At 67.7% G+C, this 18211-nt stretch carries 10 protein-coding genes and 1 pseudogene; 4 read left to right on the top strand and 7 right to left on the bottom strand.

Annotated elements, in window-relative coordinates:
• Positions 1–140: 140 nt before the first annotated feature.
• The 6 genes and pseudogenes from ACZ6JT_RS28430 to ACZ6JT_RS28405 form a co-directional block, all read right to left on the bottom strand.
• Complete coding sequence (locus tag ACZ6JT_RS28430) at positions 141–1670, bottom strand: helix-turn-helix domain-containing protein (RefSeq protein WP_469214026.1); 1530 nt, start codon at positions 1668–1670, stop codon at positions 141–143.
• Between the two features lie 607 nt (positions 1671–2277).
• Entirely contained in the window at positions 2278–3732 is a 1455-nt protein-coding gene (locus ACZ6JT_RS28425) for an ATP-dependent nuclease (RefSeq protein ID WP_469214025.1), read from the bottom strand.
• Between the two features lie 195 nt (positions 3733–3927).
• Positions 3928–4563 carry a hypothetical protein gene (locus ACZ6JT_RS28420; protein WP_469214023.1) on the bottom strand — a complete coding sequence of 212 codons (636 nt, stop codon included), beginning with the start codon at positions 4561–4563 and terminating at the stop codon, positions 3928–3930.
• Positions 4560–5605, bottom strand: a pseudogene (locus tag ACZ6JT_RS28415) (ATP-binding protein). Before ACZ6JT_RS28415 ends, ACZ6JT_RS28420 begins: the two are co-directional and overlap by 4 nt.
• On the bottom strand, positions 5602–7116 hold the full coding sequence (locus ACZ6JT_RS28410) for an integrase (protein ID WP_469214433.1): 1515 nt from the start codon (positions 7114–7116) through the stop codon (positions 5602–5604). The pseudogene ACZ6JT_RS28415 and the gene ACZ6JT_RS28410 overlap by 4 nt, the downstream one beginning before the upstream one ends.
• 356 nt (positions 7117–7472) lie before the next feature.
• On the bottom strand, positions 7473–8222 hold the full coding sequence (locus ACZ6JT_RS28405; RefSeq protein ID WP_469214022.1) for a TnsA-like heteromeric transposase endonuclease subunit: 750 nt from the start codon (positions 8220–8222) through the stop codon (positions 7473–7475).
• 298 nt (positions 8223–8520) lie between these two features.
• Here ACZ6JT_RS28405 and acnA point away from each other — a divergent pair, with 298 nt between their 5' ends.
• From acnA to ACZ6JT_RS28385, 4 genes are all read left to right on the top strand, one after another.
• Complete coding sequence (acnA, locus tag ACZ6JT_RS28400; protein ID WP_469214020.1) at positions 8521–11238, top strand: aconitate hydratase AcnA; 2718 nt, start codon at positions 8521–8523, stop codon at positions 11236–11238.
• A gap of 295 nt (positions 11239–11533) precedes the next feature.
• Positions 11534–12958, top strand: coding sequence for an N-acetylglucosamine/diacetylchitobiose ABC transporter substrate-binding protein (ngcE, locus tag ACZ6JT_RS28395; RefSeq protein ID WP_469214018.1), 1425 nt, complete (start codon positions 11534–11536; stop codon positions 12956–12958).
• A 42-nt stretch (positions 12959–13000) separates the two neighbouring features.
• The gene (locus ACZ6JT_RS28390; RefSeq protein WP_469214016.1) at positions 13001–13945 is read left to right on the top strand and encodes a carbohydrate ABC transporter permease; all 945 of its coding nucleotides are present in this window, start codon (positions 13001–13003) and stop codon (positions 13943–13945) included.
• A gap of 13 nt (positions 13946–13958) precedes the next feature.
• Positions 13959–14885, top strand: a complete 927-nt coding sequence (locus tag ACZ6JT_RS28385; protein WP_469214014.1) for a carbohydrate ABC transporter permease — start codon at positions 13959–13961, stop codon at positions 14883–14885.
• Positions 14886–14922: 37 nt separating this feature from the next.
• Here ACZ6JT_RS28385 and mgtA read toward each other — a convergent pair whose 3' ends face one another.
• Complete coding sequence (gene mgtA / locus ACZ6JT_RS28380; protein WP_469214012.1) at positions 14923–17649, bottom strand: magnesium-translocating P-type ATPase; 2727 nt, start codon at positions 17647–17649, stop codon at positions 14923–14925.
• Positions 17650–18211: the final 562 nt, after the last annotated feature.

Raw genomic sequence — 18211 nt, 5'->3', positions numbered from 1 at the left:
TTTCTTCTTTTTTTCCTACCGTCGTGTTCATGTGTTTCTTCTCTCCCCCCCCCCTTTTTTTAGCTCTGCGTTTGGAGGGGGGAGCAACCCCTCCCCCCCCGGCCCAGGGGGAAGGGGCAGTGGTCGGGTCTGCGGCCCGTTCAGATGTCGCGGAAGATCTCGATCTGGGCGCCGACCGAGTTGAGGCGCTCGGCGAGTTCCTCGTAGCCGCGGTTGATCACGTACACGTTGCGCAGGACCGAGGTGCCCTCCGCGGCCATCATCGCGAGGAGGACGACCACCGCCGGGCGGAGCGCCGGGGGGCACATCATCTCCGCGGCGCGCCAGCGGGTGGGGCCCTCCACCAGGACGCGGTGCGGGTCCAGGAGTTGGAGGCGGCCGCCGAGGCGGTTGAGGTCGGTCAGGTAGATGGCGCGGTTGTCGTACACCCAGTCGTGGATCAGCGTCTGGCCCTGCGCGACGGCGGCGATGGCCGCGAAGAACGGGACGTTGTCGATGTTCAGCCCGGGGAACGGCATCGGGTGGATCTTGTCGATCGGGGCTTCGAGCTTCGACGGGCGGACGGTGAGGTCCACCAGGCGGGTGCGGCCGTTGTCCGCGACGTACTCCGCCGAGCGGTCGTGGTCGAGGCCCATCTCCTCCAGTACCGCGAGCTCGATCTCCATGAACTCGATCGGCACCCGGCGGATGGTCAGCTCCGACTCCGTGACGACCGCCGCGGCGAGCAGGCTCATCGCCTCGACCGGGTCCTCGGAGGGGGAGTAGTCCACGTCCACGTCGATGTTCGGGACGCCGTGGACGGTGAGGGTGGTGGTGCCGACGCCCTCGACCTTGACGCCCAGCGCCTCCAGGAAGAAGCAGAGGTCCTGGACCATGTAGTTGGAGGAGGCGTTGCGGATGACGGTGACGCCGTCGTGCCGGGCGGCGGCCAGCAGCGCGTTCTCCGTGACCGTGTCCCCGCGCTCGGTCAGGACGATCGGGCGGTCGGGGCAGACCCCGGCCTCGACCTTCGCGTGGTAGATGCCCTCGGTCGCGGTGATGTCCAGGCCGAAGCGGCGCAGGGCGATCATGTGCGGCTCGACGGTGCGGGTGCCGAGGTCGCAGCCGCCGGCGTACGGGAGACGGAAGCTGTCCGTCCGGTGCAGCAGCGGGCCCAGGAACATGATGATGCTCCGGGTCCGGCGCGCCGCGTCGGCGTCCATGGCCTCCAGGTCGAGGCGGGCCGGCGGGACCAGCTCCAGGTCCACGCCGTCGTTGATCCAGCGGGTGCGGACGCCGATGGAGTTGAGCACCTCCAGGAGGCGGTAGACCTCCTCGATGCGGGCCACCCGCCTCAGCACCGTACGGCCCTTGTTGAGGAGCGAGCCGCAGAGCAGGGCGACGCACGCGTTCTTGCTCGTCTTGACGTCGATGGCGCCCGACAGCCGGCGGCCGCCGACCACTCGCAGGTGCATCGGGCCGGCGTAGCCGAGGGAGACGATCTCGCTGTCGAGCGCTTCGCCGATGCGGGCGATCATCTCAAGGCTGATGTTCTGGTTGCCGCGCTCGATCCGGTTCACGGCACTCTGGCTGGTGCCGAGTGCTTCGGCGAGCTGACTCTGTGTCCAGCCCCGGTGTTGACGGGCGTCACGGATGAGCTTGCCGATGCGTACGAGGTAGTCGTCTGCCATGGGGGCACGTTATCTCAGATATGAGATGACTCCCGCGCCGGGTATGCCAGATGGGTGTGTCAGCTGGGCGATTTGGGAGTTATTGACCGTCAGGTCCCATAGTGGCTTCACGTGCGCGTGATACCTCGACGGTCCGGCCGGGCAGACGGGTGAGTGCATCACCTCGCCGCCGCTCAGGTACGGGGAGTGGGGCCGGTGGCCGGGGTGTGTCGCGGGGGTCGCCCGAAGCGCCCGGCCGGCGGCGCGGCGGCGGCCGGCGGGAGGCGGCTCGACGGCAGCCGACGGCAGGTCGGCGGCGGCCCGGAAGCAGGGCGGAGGCGGGGCGGGGGCGGGTCGGAGGCAGGTCGGGGCCGGTCCGCGGGTTGTCCTGTCTCAACGAAGTTTATCGGCGCCGAGTCGCTGACGTGGGCGGACTTTCTTCGTTGAGACAGTATGCGAGCCCGGTAGATGGTGAGACGGGCCGCAGCAGATTGGTCGACCGTGTTTCGTCTCAGCGAAATTAGTCGTCGCACCTAGCCGACTGCCTCAAGCGCAGCAGTAGCGCCCTTCGTGTGTTGTCCGGCTGAAGGGGCGCCCCAAGCGCTGTCCGGGTCTGCTGCGGGGCGGGTCACGGCTGGTTGCTGTCCCGGCGGGGAAGCTTGTCGCCAATCGCCTCCACCAGAGCCTTGACTTCCTCGGGGAACTTGTGGGCCCAGGTGGTCAGGAACGCGCTCTTGACGATGTGACCGGAGGTGAAGTCCAGGTCGCCGCCGATCTGCTCCCAGACCATGTGCCTGTCCCAGTTGGTCAGTGCGCGCTCCTTCACGACCTTTTTCACTCGCTCCTGGTCGTGCAGGCCGAGGTGGAGGGCCACCGCAAGGCGACCTGCTTCTTCGTCCAGACAACCCAGCACCCGATTCAGCACGTGTGCCTCGGGCGAGCTGGCCCCGGGCAGGGCGAAGATGCCCTCGTCGGGATTGGTGCGCTCGAACTGGTCACCGTCGAGAATGCAAATCGACGGATAAGTGCGAGTTGGGTCGATGTTGTGGTGAGCGTTGACCTTGATGGCTGGGTCGGCGCCGCCCATCGCATGAACCTTGACCTCATCCAACTCGACGCCGCCGTGGCTGCGAAGGGCGGTGGTGACCATGAGTTCGGCGAAATCGTCCTCGACGAAGATCGCAAGCTTGGCCTCAATCTGACCAGTGATGGTCCGCAGGGCCTTGACGTCGAGCTTCCCCTGGATCACGTTGCCGAGGTATGCCGCCCAGATGGCCTTGGAGGGCAGTGGGGCGAGCGCGTCATTTGAGTGCGTGGTGAAAATGACCTGGCAAGACTTGCGGTGGGCAACGCCGATCAAGTACTCGACCATGCGCTGAGTAGCCACCGGGTGCAGGCCGTTTTCGATCTCCTCGATAAAAATCATGGCCCCGGGGGAGGCAGCTTCGACGCCGGCGACGATACGGATGACGCTCGCTTCGCCGGCTCCGAAGTGGAACTCGGAGTACCCATCACCCTGAGGGGTGAGCCCGGAGAAGAGCTTGACCTTGCCAGCAGCGTCCACGTAGAGCTGCTGGAACCCTTTTATGGGCTTGGCCAGGATTTTGGTGGCATGCTCTGCGACCTCGGGAGCAAGGGTCACCTCGCGCGCTGCTGCGAAGGACCCGCCGATTGCGACCTTGAAGTTGGACCGCTCTGTGGCGGGCACGGTCCGTTCGACTCCGAACACCAGCACTTCCCGCTCCGGGGCAGTTCGGTTCCATTTGAGCTGCTTGAAGCTCGCGGTGCGCGAGACTGACAGACGAGGGTTAAGCTCCTTGTCGATGATTTCGTACTCGATTGACCAATTCTGCATGCTGGCGTCGTATTTGCCGCTTTTGGCAAAGAATCGCCCCGGAGCGACGCTCTTGTAGGCCAGTGCCGCCGCCCCCAGGACGGTGGTCTTGCCCCCGCCGTTCGGACCGACCAGTGCGGTAACCGGGAACTCGAAAGTGACTTCACGGTCGGTGAAGCCTCGGAGCTTCCGCAAGGTCAGCCGCTTGAGGTACTTGCCGTAGTTCTCCTTGGAGACCTTGGTCTCCAAGTCGGTGATTACGCTCTGCCGGACTTCACTCCTGTAGTCAGCCACCACTGCCCCGTCTGAGTCTCGAAGATTTATCGGGTTATCTTTGCAGATCCCACAAACTGAGAGGTGGTGTTCCTGTGTGATGGTAGTCGCCAGAGCATGTGACCTGGATTGACTGTTATGTGCATAAATGCGCCCATTAATCCAGGTTGGTCAGGACCGCCACTGCGCCGCGGAGCGCTGAGGGAATCGATAGCGGACGTAGTGGCGGAGCAGGGTGTAGGACACCGAGACGTCGTGGTCGTCCATGAGGTTCAGCCAGATCTGTTTCGGTCCGAGGCCCTGATCCAGCACCTGAATGGGCTCCATGAGGTCGCTGTCGAGGTGTGAATGGCCCCGTTCGACTCCTCGGGGCGGCGGCTGCATCGTGTCCAGGGCGAGGCGGACGAGACGTCGAGGGACTTGATGCCGCAGGGCCAGGTCCTGAATGGTGTGGCCCCTCCGGGCGTCGATGTAGATGAGCAACGCGAGATGGGACTGGCCGCGGAACAGGTCGGTTCGAGGAGTGCGCGGGTTGGGTTTCATGCGGCCGCGAGGGGAGCTGGCGTCAGCGAGCGCCCGGTCGAGAGACTGCTCGGAGCGGCCGGAAACCGCAGCCAGGCGGTCCAGCTGGGGCTTGCCGAACCAGAACGGTGGTCCGTTGAGGAAGCAGTGGAGATAGCTCGGCTTGAGATGGTTCGCGCGTGCGAGGCGGCGGACGTAGGAGTCGGTGATCTCGCCGACGCAGGGGCGTAGCCGGACGGGCAGTGGAGCAAGCGGGCGAGGCAGCTCGGGCACTGGGCGGGTCACGTCAGCGGCCCCCTTCCCTTCTTCGCGGCTTCCGCGGCATGGTCCAGAGGGATTGCGTCGAGACCCGCCTTGGTCACGCGTTCTGTGCCACTGAGGATCGCGTCGATCGCGGCGCGCCTCGGATCGCGTGGGAGAGCGCTCCGATCATGCCGTCGGACCGGTTGTGGAGGTAGCGGTCCAGCTTGACCAGACTGCCTGGCGGGTGATCGTGAAGCAGCAGGGTCTTCTCCATCGTCGCGACCAGCCCCTTCCACTCGTCGCCGTAGGGGAACGGGCGGGTGGGGACGAGGGTGAAGCGGCCTGCGATCTGGGCGCCCCGTGTGCCGGCCAGGAGCTCGCTGGTGTCGAGGTTGATGCCCGCGTAGACGAACGTCGCGGGGATGCGCTCGGAGAAGTACTTCAGGGTGTCGGAGACCTCGGCCCCGGCCCGTGTGATCTGCGAGACGTTGTGGATTTCGTCGACGAGGACCAGACCGGTGCGGGTGTCCGTGCAGACGCCGACCACCGCTTCGATGATGTCGGTCATGTTTGATCTGGCCCGGACCGGCAGCCCCAGGAAGCGCGCGAACTCGGCCGCGACCATGCAGGCGGACGCCGCGGGCGGGACGGTGATGTAGAGCACCGGGATGCGGTCGTTGACGTTCGGGTGGCGGGCCCGGTCGAGCAGTTCGTGGGCGAGTCCGAGCTGAGTGATCGCGCTGGTCTTGCCCGTTCCGGGGAGTCCGGAGACCATCAGCCCGCGGCGGGCGCTGATCGCGTGCCGGTTGAGCAGGACCAGCCGTCGGCCGCAGACCACGGTCTTCTCGACGAACGAGGTGGCGACCACCAGCATCCGTGCGTGGTGGTCGAGCCGGTCGTCGTCATAGAGCGCCCGCTCGGTCGGGGACAGCTTGGCCAGCTCGGCGTGAGTCAGCAGGACCGGAGGGCTGGGCGGGCCGGCGGCGAACTTCCGCCATCCGTCCAGCGTGGTCAACTGCCGGTTGGCCTCGGCATCGGCTTCCTGGAGCGTGGTGTGGCGGGTTGCCGGTTCGGAGATGGTCACGGACGCCTCCAGGGGTTCGCGAGCGGGTCGAACAGACCCAGCGGGATGACATCGGCCAGCTCGGTGTCCGCCTGGTCTTCCTGAGCGGCCTCGTCGGCGGGCGGATCGGGGGCCGGACGGTCAGGGGCGGTGGCCCGGGTCCGTGCGGCGACGCGCCGGGACCGTTTGGCCGCGGGCCCCTGCTTCGGGGCGGGGCCGTCGTGGGCTCGCCGCAGCAGGGCAGCGGCGGCGTCCGCGATCTGTTCCTCCGTGCCGCCGGGAACCTGATCGCAGGCGTGGTCCCAGGCCAGTTCCCCGAACGGGACACCGACGCGGCGCAGGTGCTTCCAGAAGACGGTGATCCACCGGTCGCGTCGGCGGTCGCGTACCCAGACGCGGGAGATGTCGTAGGGGTCGTGGTGGACCTCCCACAAGCCCTTCTTCTCCATCACCCCGGAGTGCCGGCGGCGCAAGGGGCCCAGTTCGCCGTCATCGTAGGTGCGGTGCTTGATCCGGATGCCGTAGCTGTTGATCGCCTGCCAGCGTTCGGGCAGCAACTCGACGTAGTCCTCGCCGTTCAGCGGAGCCGGGACATAGCTGCAGGACTGAAGCAGCATCGCGTACTTCTCGTTCGGGGAGAACGCGCGCCTCGGCGCCTGCGGATCACGCAGCCCGTCATGCGGCCTGGTCTGCCAGATGGCGATGACCCACTCGTCGAGCAGGTTCTGGAGTTCAGGGAGAGTCCAGAGCGGCCCGTCCTCCAGCTTCCGGCCGCGGCGGTCCGTGGCCGAGCCGGTGTAGCCCACGACGAACTGAGCGAACAGCGTGGCCACCGAGCCCAGAGTCTTCTCGATCGTGCCTTTGTCGGTCGGCGTCGCCTTGTGGGCCGGTTGCAGATTGATGCCCAGGTAGCGGCAGGAAGCCCGGAAGTTCCGGGAGACGAACACCTTGCCGTGGTCGCAGACGATCGTCTCCGGCACGATCACCGGCCGTGCCGCCGCGTGCTCCAGGCGCTCGTCCAAGGTCAGCAGCCGCCGATGCGGCAGCACCGAACGGGACATCCGCAGGGCCTCCGACCAGCCGGGCCGCATCGCCTCCGGGGTGACGCTCCGGGCCAGCAGCGCGGACGCGTCCGCGGCCTTGGTGGTCGGCCGCAGCACTGCCGCCGTGATCGACCGCGTCGCGATGTCGACCATCGCCGTCAGCTCGACCTTCTCCGCAATCCCGTCGTCCAGACGCACCAGCACATCCAGCGGGGTCGAGTCGATCTGCATCAGCTCGCCCGGTGCACTGGCCGGAAGTTCTCCGAACGGGCCGGGCGGCCGTGCCTTGACCGACCGGCGTGTACTCGCCGATCCCGTCGCGTGAGTGCCGGTCGCCAGCTTGCTGTAGAGCCGGTAGAGAGTGGCCCGCGAGGGAACCTCGACCCCGGCGCCATCCTCGCTGCCGGTCAGGATCTCCTTGACCCGCCAGGCTATGAATCCGATCGTCTTCGACGAGTCCTCGGCCGTCTCGTCGATGGCCTGCCGCATCGCCTCCACCACCGCCGCATCGACCTTCCCGAAGGCCGGCATCTGCTTGGCCGACCGGCCGTCGGCCAGGCCGACCAATCCGTCACGCTGGTAGCGCTGGCGCCGCTGCTTGATGCCGCTGGCCGTTACCTTCTGCCCGACCGCCGTCAACTCGGCTGCCTTGGCCCGCTCGCGCTCAGCCAACGAATGCAGCCTCGGGTCGAACTCCGGCCGAGGCGCTGTCTCATCGGAGGCTCCCGGCGGCAGCCCGTATAGCACCTCCAGGATGTGACCCTCCCACCAAAGTGCCTGTTCAGCCGCCGCCTCAGGGAACTCCGCGAGCCGCGCGGTGGGCGGGACCCTCCGCCCCTGCCCGTTCAATGGCCGTCCCTCCCAGCCAGGCCCACCATCGTGCGAGGGCCCAGCAACTGGACCGACAGGTCCTCGGCGACCAGTTCCTGGAGCCAGAGCAGATGGAACAGCGCGGGCAGCGTCGAGAGCCGGTCACCCGCCGCGTCGGCCCCGGGCAGAAGAGGCCCCGGCGTCGCGAAGATCTCCCGCCGGCGGTCCGCAGCCGTGCGGTGCAGGCACCGCGGGTGCCGGTAGCGCGACAGCCACCGGACATTCGCCAGCAACACCGGCTCCGGTGCCCCGATCCGCTTGAATCCCCAGCCCGCCTGGGTGCAGGCCGCCCGTGTCGCCTCGAACGCCTCGTCTTTCGGCTCGATTCGCTCGTCCGCGCGGACATCGATCACCACCGCTGAGCCGTCCACGCGGCGCACGAAGTAGTCCGGAGCGTGCCGACGCTCCCGAAGTCCGTCGTGCCAGTGCAGCCAGAAGGGCTGCGAGGCGATCCCCACCACCCTCGGATCGAAGTCCATGAGCAGAAGCCGGTCCCGTTCCAGCCAGGACTCGAAGCCGACGTGCTGCCCGGTCGTCGCCACCCAGTACCAGCCCGAGAAGTGACGCTCACCACGCGACCACCGAAACGGCCGCACCGGCATTACGCCCTCAAAACGGGCCGTCGCGCAGTCCACCAGCAGGCGTCGCTGTCGCTCGCCTACCGCGTCTACGTACGACAGCTCGACGTACAGACCTGCAAGATCCACCCCAGCCGGTACGGCCACCCCAGAACCCCCAGTGCGATTGCCCGCACGACTAGGTTCACTGAGACGGAAAGCCGAACGACTGGGTTCGGTGAGTAAACGCCTCGATTGGATGAGAGCGGTCCGCGGGTGCGCGCCTCGTCCACGGACCCCGACATGTACTAGAGTTATCTCGACATCGAGATATCTGCCGAAGGCGTACCGCAGCCGCCCCCGCTGGTAAGGGTTACCTAACTTAGCCCTACCTTAGCGGATTGGCCAAGGGGCGTGGCGGCAGGATGCGGTTATACGCGCGAATTCATGCATGAAGGAGACTGTCGTGTCGGCGAACAGCTTCGACGCCCGCAGCACGCTGCAGGTGGGCGACGAGTCGTACGAGATCTTCAAGCTGGACAAGGTCGAGGGCTCCGCCCGCCTTCCCTACAGCCTGAAGGTCCTGCTGGAGAACCTGCTCCGTACCGAGGACGGCGCGAACATCACCGCCGACCACATCCGGTCGCTCGGCAACTGGGACTCGCAGGCCCAGCCCAGCGAGGAGATCCAGTTCACGCCGGCTCGCGTGATCATGCAGGACTTCACCGGCGTTCCCTGCGTCGTGGACCTCGCCACCATGCGCGAGGCCGTGAAGGCGCTCGGCGGCGACCCGGCGAAGATCAACCCGCTCTCGCCCGCCGAGATGGTCATCGACCACTCGGTCATCGCCGACAAGTTCGGCACGAAGGACGCCTTCGCGCAGAACGTCGAGCTGGAGTACGGCCGCAACAAGGAGCGCTACCAGTTCCTGCGCTGGGGCCAGACCGCCTTCGACGACTTCAAGGTCGTCCCGCCGGGCACCGGCATCGTCCACCAGGTCAACATCGAGCACCTGGCCCGTACGGTCATGGTCCGCAACGGCCAGGCGTACCCCGACACCCTCGTCGGCACCGACTCGCACACCACCATGGTCAACGGCCTCGGCGTGCTCGGCTGGGGCGTCGGCGGCATCGAGGCCGAGGCCGCGATGCTCGGCCAGCCGGTCTCCATGCTGATCCCGCGGGTCGTCGGCTTCAAGCTGACCGGCGAGCTGCCCACCGGCACCACCGCCACCGACCTCGTGCTGACCATCACCGAGATGCTGCGCAAGCACGGCGTCGTCGGTAAGTTCGTCGAGTTCTACGGTGAGGGCGTCGCCGCCACCTCCCTCGCGAACCGCGCCACCATCGGCAACATGTCGCCGGAGTTCGGCTCCACCGCCGCGATCTTCCCGATCGACGACGAGACCCTGAAGTACCTGCGCCTGACCGGCCGCGACGCCCAGCAGGTCGCGCTCGTCGAGGCGTACGCCAAGGAGCAGGGCCTGTGGCTGGACCCGGCCGCCGAGCCGGACTTCTCCGAGAAGCTGGAGCTCGACCTCTCCACGGTCGTCCCCTCCATCGCCGGCCCGAAGCGCCCGCAGGACCGCATCGTCCTCGCCAACGCCGCCGAGCAGTTCGCGCAGGACGTGCGCAACTACGTCGACGACGTGGACGAGGCGGGCATCGAGTCCTTCCCGGCCTCCGACGCCCCGGCGAACCACCCGAACGGCGCCCCGTCGAAGCCGACCCTGGTCACCCTGGCCGACGGCTCCTCCTTCGAGATCGACCACGGCGCCGTCACCGTCGCCGCGATCACCTCCTGCACCAACACCTCGAACCCCTACGTCATGGTCGCCGCGGCGCTCGTGGCCAAGAAGGCGGTCGAGAAGGGCCTGACCCGCAAGCCGTGGGTCAAGACCACCCTGGCCCCGGGCTCGAAGGTCGTCACCGACTACTTCGACAAGGCCGGCCTGACCCCGTACCTCGACAAGATGGGCTTCAACCTCGTCGGGTACGGCTGCACCACCTGCATCGGCAACTCCGGTCCGCTGGACGAGGAGATCTCGAAGGCGATCAACGAGCACGACCTCGCGGTCACCTCGGTGCTCTCCGGCAACCGCAACTTCGAGGGCCGGATCAACCCCGACGTCAAGATGAACTACCTGGCCTCCCCGCCGCTGGTCGTCGCGTACGCCATCGCGGGCTCCATGAAGGTGGACATCACCAAGGACGCCATCGGCACCGACACCGAGGGCAAGCCGGTCTTCCTCCAGGACATCTGGCCGTCCGAGGCCGAGGTCAACGACGTCGTGGCGAACGCCATCGGCGAGGACATGTTCAGCAAGTCCTACCAGGACGTCTTCGCGGGCGACGCCCAGTGGCAGGCGCTGTCCATCCCGACCGGCAACACCTTCGAGTGGGACCCGCAGTCCACCTACGTCCGTAAGCCCCCCTACTTCGAGGGCATGACGATGGAGACCACCCCGGTCTCCGACATCGCCGGCGCGCGCGTGCTGGCGAAGCTGGGCGACTCGGTCACCACCGACCACATCTCCCCGGCCGGTGCGATCAAGGCCGACACCCCGGCCGGCAAGTACCTCACCGAGCACGGCGTCGAGCGCCGCGACTTCAACTCGTACGGTTCCCGCCGCGGCAACCACGAGGTCATGATCCGCGGTACGTTCGCCAACATCCGCCTGCGCAACCAGATCGCGCCGGGCACCGAGGGCGGCTTCACCCGCGACTTCACGGTCGAGGGCGCGCCGGTCGCGTTCATCTACGACGCCTCGCAGAACTACCAGGCCGCCGGCATCCCGCTGGTCATCCTGGCCGGCAAGGAGTACGGCTCCGGCTCCTCCCGCGACTGGGCCGCCAAGGGCACCGCGCTGCTCGGCGTCAAGGCCGTCATCGCCGAGTCCTACGAGCGCATCCACCGCTCCAACCTGATCGGCATGGGCGTCCTGCCCCTGCAGTTCCCGGAGGGCGCCACCGCCGCCTCCCTGGGCCTCACGGGCGAGGAGACCTTCGCCTTCACCGGTGTGGAGGAGCTGAACAACGGCACCACCCCGCGCACCGTCAAGGTCACCACCGACACCGGCGTGGAGTTCGACGCGGTCGTCCGCATCGACACGCCGGGTGAGGCGGACTACTACCGCAACGGCGGCATCATGCAGTACGTGCTCCGGAACCTCATCCGAGGCTGAGCACCGTAGCGGCACCAAAGGGCCGTATCCCCGTTAAGGGGGTACGGCCCTTCGGCCTTTTCCGGCCGGGGCCAGGTTTCGGGGAGGTCTCAACTCGGAAAAGCTGACAGGCAACCCTGCGCATGATCTTGCTCACACGAGCGGAAGTGGACTATACCTGTGCCCGTCCGGATCGTCGCGGCACTGAGCGGCACCGGACCGGGGGATGGCGGGGACCTGCGGTGATGTCCGTATGCGCGGTGCCGTCGTGATTTCCGGCCTCCTTCACACTTCTGACGAAGGCGAGGACATGAGCATGGGATCCACTGGTGAGGGCCTCGGCCGCCGTGACCTGATCAAGCGCTCCGCAGCGCTGGGACTGATCTCGGTGCCCACGATGAGCTTCCTGTCCGCCTGCGCCTCCGGGGGGGAGGGCACGACGAAGGGGCCGGACAAGGCCGCGGTGACCAAGGAGAACCCCTTCGGCGTCGCCAAGGGCGGCAAGCTCGACGTCGTCGTCTTCAAGGGCGGGTTCGGTGACGACTACGCGAAGGCCTGGGAGGCCGCGTTCGACAAGAAGTGGGGCACCACCAGCTCCCACCTCGGCACCCAGGAGATCACCGGCAAGCTCCAGACGCGCTTCAACGGCGGGAACCCGCCGGACGTCGTCGACGACTCCGGTGCCCAGAAGATCAAGCTGGACGTGCTGTTCAAGAGCAACCAGCTCGCCGACCTCACCCCGGTGCTCGACGCGCCCTCGCTCGACGACCCGAGCAAGAAGGTCCGCGACCTGCTGATCGCCGGCACCGTCGAACAGGGCACGCAGGGGGGCAAGTTCGTCTCCCTGAACTACGTCTACACCGTCTTCGGCTTCTGGTACTCCGGCAAGCTCTTCAAGGAGAAGGGCTGGACGCCGCCCAAGACCTGGGACGAGTTCCTCGCGGTCTGCGCGAAGGCCAAGGAGGCGGGCATCGGCGGGCTCGCCCACCAGGGCAAGTTCCCGTACTACATCAACGTCGTCATCATGGACCTGATCGCCAAGAAGGGCGGTCTGGACGCCATGAAGGCGATCGACAACCTGGAGCCGAACGCCTTCGAGGGCAGCGCGGCCGCCCTCGCCGCCGTCGAGGCGGTCTACGAGGTGGTCGAGAAGGACCTGCTGCTGCCGGGCACCAACGGCCTCACCCACACCGAGTCCCAGACCGCGTGGAACCAGTACAAGGCGGCCTTCATCCCCTCCGGCTCCTGGCTGGAGAACGAGCAGCTCAAGCAGACGCCCGAAGACTTCGACATGCAGTTCCTGCCGGTCCCGCTGCTGGCCGACAGCAAGCTGCCCTTCGAGGCCATCCGGGCCGGCGCCGGCGAGCCCTTCATCGTCCCGGAGAAGGCGGCCAACAAGGCCGCCGGTCTGGAGTTCATCCGTTCGATGCTCTCCCGCGAGTGGTCGACGATCTTCGCCCAGCAGGCCAACTCGCTCACCGTGGTCAAGGACGGCGTGGACCCGGGCGTCAAGCTGCGGCCGGGCACCCAGTCCGCGGTGACCGCCCTCAAGGCGGCGGGGACGAACACCTTCAACTACCTTTACCCCGACTGGTACAGCGAAATGGACACGGCCATCCAGGACGCGTCCAATGAACTGATGGCCAAGCGGATTCAGCCGAAGGAGTGGATCAAGCGGGCTCAGGCTGCGGTGAACAAGGCGGCGCAGGACCCGAACGCCAAGAACAACCGTCGCAGCTGATCGCGCGCCCCACTGGTCACCGGCACACCAGGGACGGACACCATGAGCCAAGTAGCCCAGGGCAGAGGACGGAGCGGCTTCATCGCCGGCTTCCTCCTGGCACCCCTCGCGCTGTACCTGACCTTCGTCATCTGGCCGTACGTACAGACGTTCGGCTACTCCTTCACCAACTGGACGGGCCAGTCGCCCACCTTCGACTTCGTCGGGGTGGACAACTACACGGCCCTGATGAAGGACGAGGTCTTCCGCGGCGCCCTGTGGCACAACCTGCTGCTCCTGGTGTTCGTCCCCACGGTCACCATCCTGCTCGCCCTCTTCTTCGCCTTCATGGTGAACGCGGGCGGGCGGGGCGGGGCCGGCGGCGTGCAGGGCGTGCGGGGATCGGGCTTCTACAAGATCGTCTACTTCTTCCCGCAGGTGCTCTCCCTCGCCATCCTCGCGGTGCTCTTCGGGGCCGTGTACCGCACCGACGAGGGCGGTCTGCTCAACGGCGTCCTCATCAAGCTCGGCCTGGTCGACCGGCTGCACCCCATCGAATGGCTCAACGAGCCCAGGCTCGTCCTCTGGTGCCTGCTCCTCGTGGTCGTCTGGCACGGGGTCGGCTTCTACCTCGTGCTCTTCTCGGCGGCCATGCAGTCCGTACCCAAGGACATCTACGAGGCCGCCCTGCTCGACGGGGCCGGGCGCGCCCAGACCTTCTTCAAGGTCACGCTGCCCCTGCTGTGGGACGCCGTACAGACCTCCGCGGTCTACCTGGGCATCGCCGCGATGGACATGTTCGTCCTCGTGTCGACCATGACCTCCGGCCAGTTCGGCGGCGGACCCGACCACCACAGCGAGGTCATGGCCACGGTGCTGATGAGGAACTTCCTCTACTTCGGCAAGAGCGGCTACGCCTGCGCCATGGGCGTGGTCATGCTCGTCCTCACCATGATCCTTTCCGTCATCACGCTGCGCGCCACCCGCCGCGAGCGCATCGAGTTCTGAGCGGGAGACCCTCATGACCACAGTGATCAAGGCTCCGGGCGAAAAGGCCGCGGAGCGGTCCGGGGGAGCCGGCCCGAGCGGGGAACGGGGCGGCAAGGGCTCCGAGGGCACGGTCCTCAACGTCTTCTCCCACGGCTTCCTCGCCGTCTGGGCCATACTGATCGTCCTGCCCCTGGTCTGGCTGGCGCTCGGCTCCTTCAAGACGGACGCGCAGATCGGCGGCTCGGCCCTCAGCTGGCCCGCCAACTGGAACGTCGACGCCTTCGGCCGGGCCTGGGACAAGGGCATCGGCGACTACTTCGCCCACACGCTGATCGTGATGGCGTTCTCGGTCCCGCTGACGATGCTGCTCGGCTCGATGGCGGCCTACGTACTGGCCCGCTACCCCTTCCCGGGGAACCGGTTCATCTACTACTTCTTCGTCAGCGGGGCGATGTTCCCTGTCTTCCTCGCGCTGGTCCCGCTGTTCTTCATGGTCAAGCGCTTCGACATGCTGAACACGTACCAGGGCCTGATCCTCGTGTACGTCGCCTACTCGATGCCGTTCACCGTCTTCTTCATGCACTCGTTCTTCCGCACGCTGCCGACGGCGGTGCACGAGGCGGCGGTGATCGACGGGGCCTCCGACACCCGGATCTTCTTCCAGGTGATGGTGCCGATGGCCAAGCCCGGCCTGATCAGCGTCGGGATCTTCAACATCCTGGGCCAGTGGAACCAGTACATCCTGCCCTCCGTGCTGATGCAGCCCCAGACGGGATCGGACCCCGAGCGCTACCTGCTCACCCAGGGCCTGATCCAGCTCCAGCAGCAGCAGGGCTACGAGACCGACCTGCCGGTGCTCTTCGCCGGCGTGACGATCGCGATGATCCCGATGCTGGTGGTCTACCTCTCCTTCCAGCGCCAGATCCAGGCCGGCCTGACCTCCGCCACCCTGAAGTAGGTCACGGGGGCCCACCGGCCGGTCCGCCGCCGGGCTCTCAGAGCCAGGTGCCGAACCTGCGGACGTACCAGGTCTTCACGAGCTGGGTGAGCGTGCAGTACGCGAGCAGCACGCCGATCAGCCACGGGAAGTAGCTCGCCGGCAGGGCCACGAAGCCGAGCGTGGGAGCCAGCGGGGAGAAGGGCAGCCACAGTCCGGTCAGCACCGCGAGGACCGTCGTCGCCATCACCGGCCAGGAGGCGCGGGACTGGACGAAGGGGATCTTCCGGGTACGGATCATGTGGACGACCAGGGTCTGCGAGAGCAGACCCTCGACGAACCAGCCGGACTGGAAGAGGGACTGGCTCGCCTCGCTGTTCGCGCCGAAGACGTGCCACATGATCAGGAACATCGCGATGTCGAAGACCGAGCTGACCGGGCCGATGGTGACCATGAAGCGGCCGATGCCCCTGGCGTCCCAGTCGCGGGGCCCCCGCAGGTACTCCTCGTCCATCCGGTCCCACGGGGTCGCCAGCTGCGCGATGTCGTAGACCAGGTTCTGGACCAGCAGCATGATCGCGAGCATCGGCTGGAAGGGGATGAAGGCGCTGGCCACCAGCACCGAGAAGACATTGCCGAAGTTCGACGACGCCGTCATCTTGATGTACTTGATCGTGTTGCCGAAGGTGGTGCGGCCCTGGACCACGCCCTGCTCCAGGACGGTCAGGTCCTTCTCCAGCAGGATGACGTCCGCCGACTCCTTGGCGATGTCGACGGCGGTGTCCACGGAGATGCCGACGTCGGCGTCGCGCAGCGCGGCGGCGTCGTTTATGCCGTCGCCGAGGAAACCGACCGTGTGGCCCTCGGCCTGCAGCGCCCGGACGATGCGGGCCTTCTGGACCGGGTTGGCCTTGGCGAAGACCGTCGTACGGGCGGCCAGCGCGCGCAGACCCGCCTCGTCGAGGCCGTCGATCTCGCTGCCGAGCACCACCTGCCCGACCTCGATGCCGACGTCGGCGCACACCCGGGCGGCCACGAGGTCGTTGTCGCCGGTGACCACCCTGACGGCGACGCCCTTGTCGGCCAGGCCCCGCAGGGCGCGTCCGGCGTCGGCCTTCGGCGGGTCGAGGAAGGTGAGGAAGCCGACGAGGGTCAGCCCGTCCTCGTCGGCGACCGTGTAGGTGTCGCGCGGAGTGCCGACGGTGCGGGTGGCGACGGCGAGGACGCGCAGGCCCCGGCGGTTGTGGTCCTCCGCGATCCGGGTGACGCGCCACCGCAGCCGTTCGGTCAGCTCGACCCGCGCGCCGCGGTCGGTCATGTGCGTGCAGAGGTCCAGGACCTCCTCGACGGCACCCTTGGTGATCATGACGTGCTCGGCGCGGCCGGGGCCGCCCACCATGCTGTTCCGGCCCAGGACCACGGACATCCGGCGCCGGGCGAAGTCGAAGGGGATCTCGTCGACCATCGAGAACCGTGCGTCGACGACAACCTCCTCGGCCTCGTCGACGCGGTCGATGACCGCCTGGTCCATGAGGTTGCGCAGGCCCGTCTGGAAGTGCGCGTTGAGGTAGCCGTACTCCAGGACCTCGTCGTCCTCGTCGCCGTGCACGTCCAGGTAGCGGTCCAGGACGATCCGGTCCTCGGTGAGGGTGCCGGTCTTGTCCGTGCAGAGCACGTCCATCGCGCCCAGGTTCTGGATCGCGTCCAGCCGCTTGACGACCACCTTGCGCCTGGACATCGCGACCGCGCCGCGCGCCAGGTTGGCGGAGACGACCATCGGCAGCATCTCGGGGGTCAGGCCGACGGCGACGGCGATGCCGAAGAGGAAGGCCTCGTCCCAGTCGCCCTTGGTGAAGCCGTTGACCATGAAGACGACCGGGACCATGACCACCATGAAGCGGATCAGCAGGAAGCTGACCCTGCGCACGCCGGTGTCGAAGTTGGTCTGCGGGCGCTCGCCCACCAGCGAGCCGGCCATCGATCCGAACCAGGTGTCGGCGCCGGTGGCGACGACGACCCCGGTGGCGGTGCCGGAGGTGACCGAGGTCCCCATCAGCACGAGGTTGTCGGCCTCGACGGGATCGGTCGCCGGCTGCCCGCCGAGCTCGTCGCCGGGGGTGCCCGTATCGGCCTTGGCTACCGGCAGGGACTCGCCGGAGAGGGCGGCCTGGCTGACCATCAGGTGCTTCGCACTGATCAGCCGCAGGTCGGCCGGGGCCAGGTCACCGGCGGCCAGCCTGACCACGTCGCCCGGGACCACCCGGTCCATGGGCACCTCGAAGGTGGTGGACCCGGAGCCGCTGCCCGCCCGGCGCCGCACCGCGCAGGTGGTGGTGACGAGCTTCTTCAGCGCGTCGGCGGCGCGACCCGAGCGGTACTCCTGCCAGAAGCGCAGCAGCCCGCTGATCCCCACCATCGCGGAGAGGATGACGACACCCGGGTCCGCCGGGTCCTGCCAGTACATGACCGCGGCCAGGAAGACCAGGACGGCGATGAAGGGGTTCCGGAAGGCCTTCGCCAGCTGGACGTACCAGCGCGGGGCGCGCTCCCGGGCGACGACGTTGGGACCGTGGCGCTCCAGCCGCAGCGCGGCCTCGGCGTGGGTGAGGCCGTCGCGGGAGCTGTCCACGGACTGGAGGACCTGGACGACGGTGCGGGCGCCCGTCTCGGCGAGGCGCTCGCCGACGAGCCGGGTACGGGACTCCAGCTCGGCGGTCCTGCGCTCGCGGCGGGACCGGCCCGGCGGTGCCAGCGTGGCCGGGGTACGGGGGGTGAGCATGGTCATGACGCATACCTCCCTCCACGGTGTCCGGGCAGCACGCAGCCGCGCGGTCACGTGGAGTGATCACGTGTCGGCGTGGAGCGGCCGGGAGGGCCACGGGGCACGCCGGTGGGCATGGTGGAGTGGTCCCGGGGCGCGCCTCGGCGACGGCCGTGGGGGAGCCCAGGGGTGAGGAGCGCGCACGGCGGAGCTGCCGGGGCGCGCGGAAGGAAGAGAATGGAAAGAAACGCCACCACGCACGGGACAGCGGTGAACCGCGGCCGTGCGCACTCGGGCGGACGTCAGCTGATCAACAGGTCAGCCGACGAGAGCGCGGCGAGGACTTCGATCGGGACTCATCCCGAACACCTCCTCGCGTAGCGCTGTCATGACGGGCGCCCGATCCGGCCGGAAAGGCCGCAGAGGACCGGCGCCTCAGCGACCGTAGCACGATCAGGGGGCCGGTTCCGTCCCCCTTTAGGCCAGTACAGCCGTTTCGTGCCGTGTCAGCCTCTTGACGTGTGGATGCGTAAAGGCTCGACTTAAGGTTCACAAGTTGGAGAGACGCCGGGGTCTCGAAGCGTGA

Source organism: Streptomyces sp. NPDC046308 (assembly GCF_055588065.1).
This window is presented reverse-complemented; position numbering and strand designations above follow the sequence as displayed.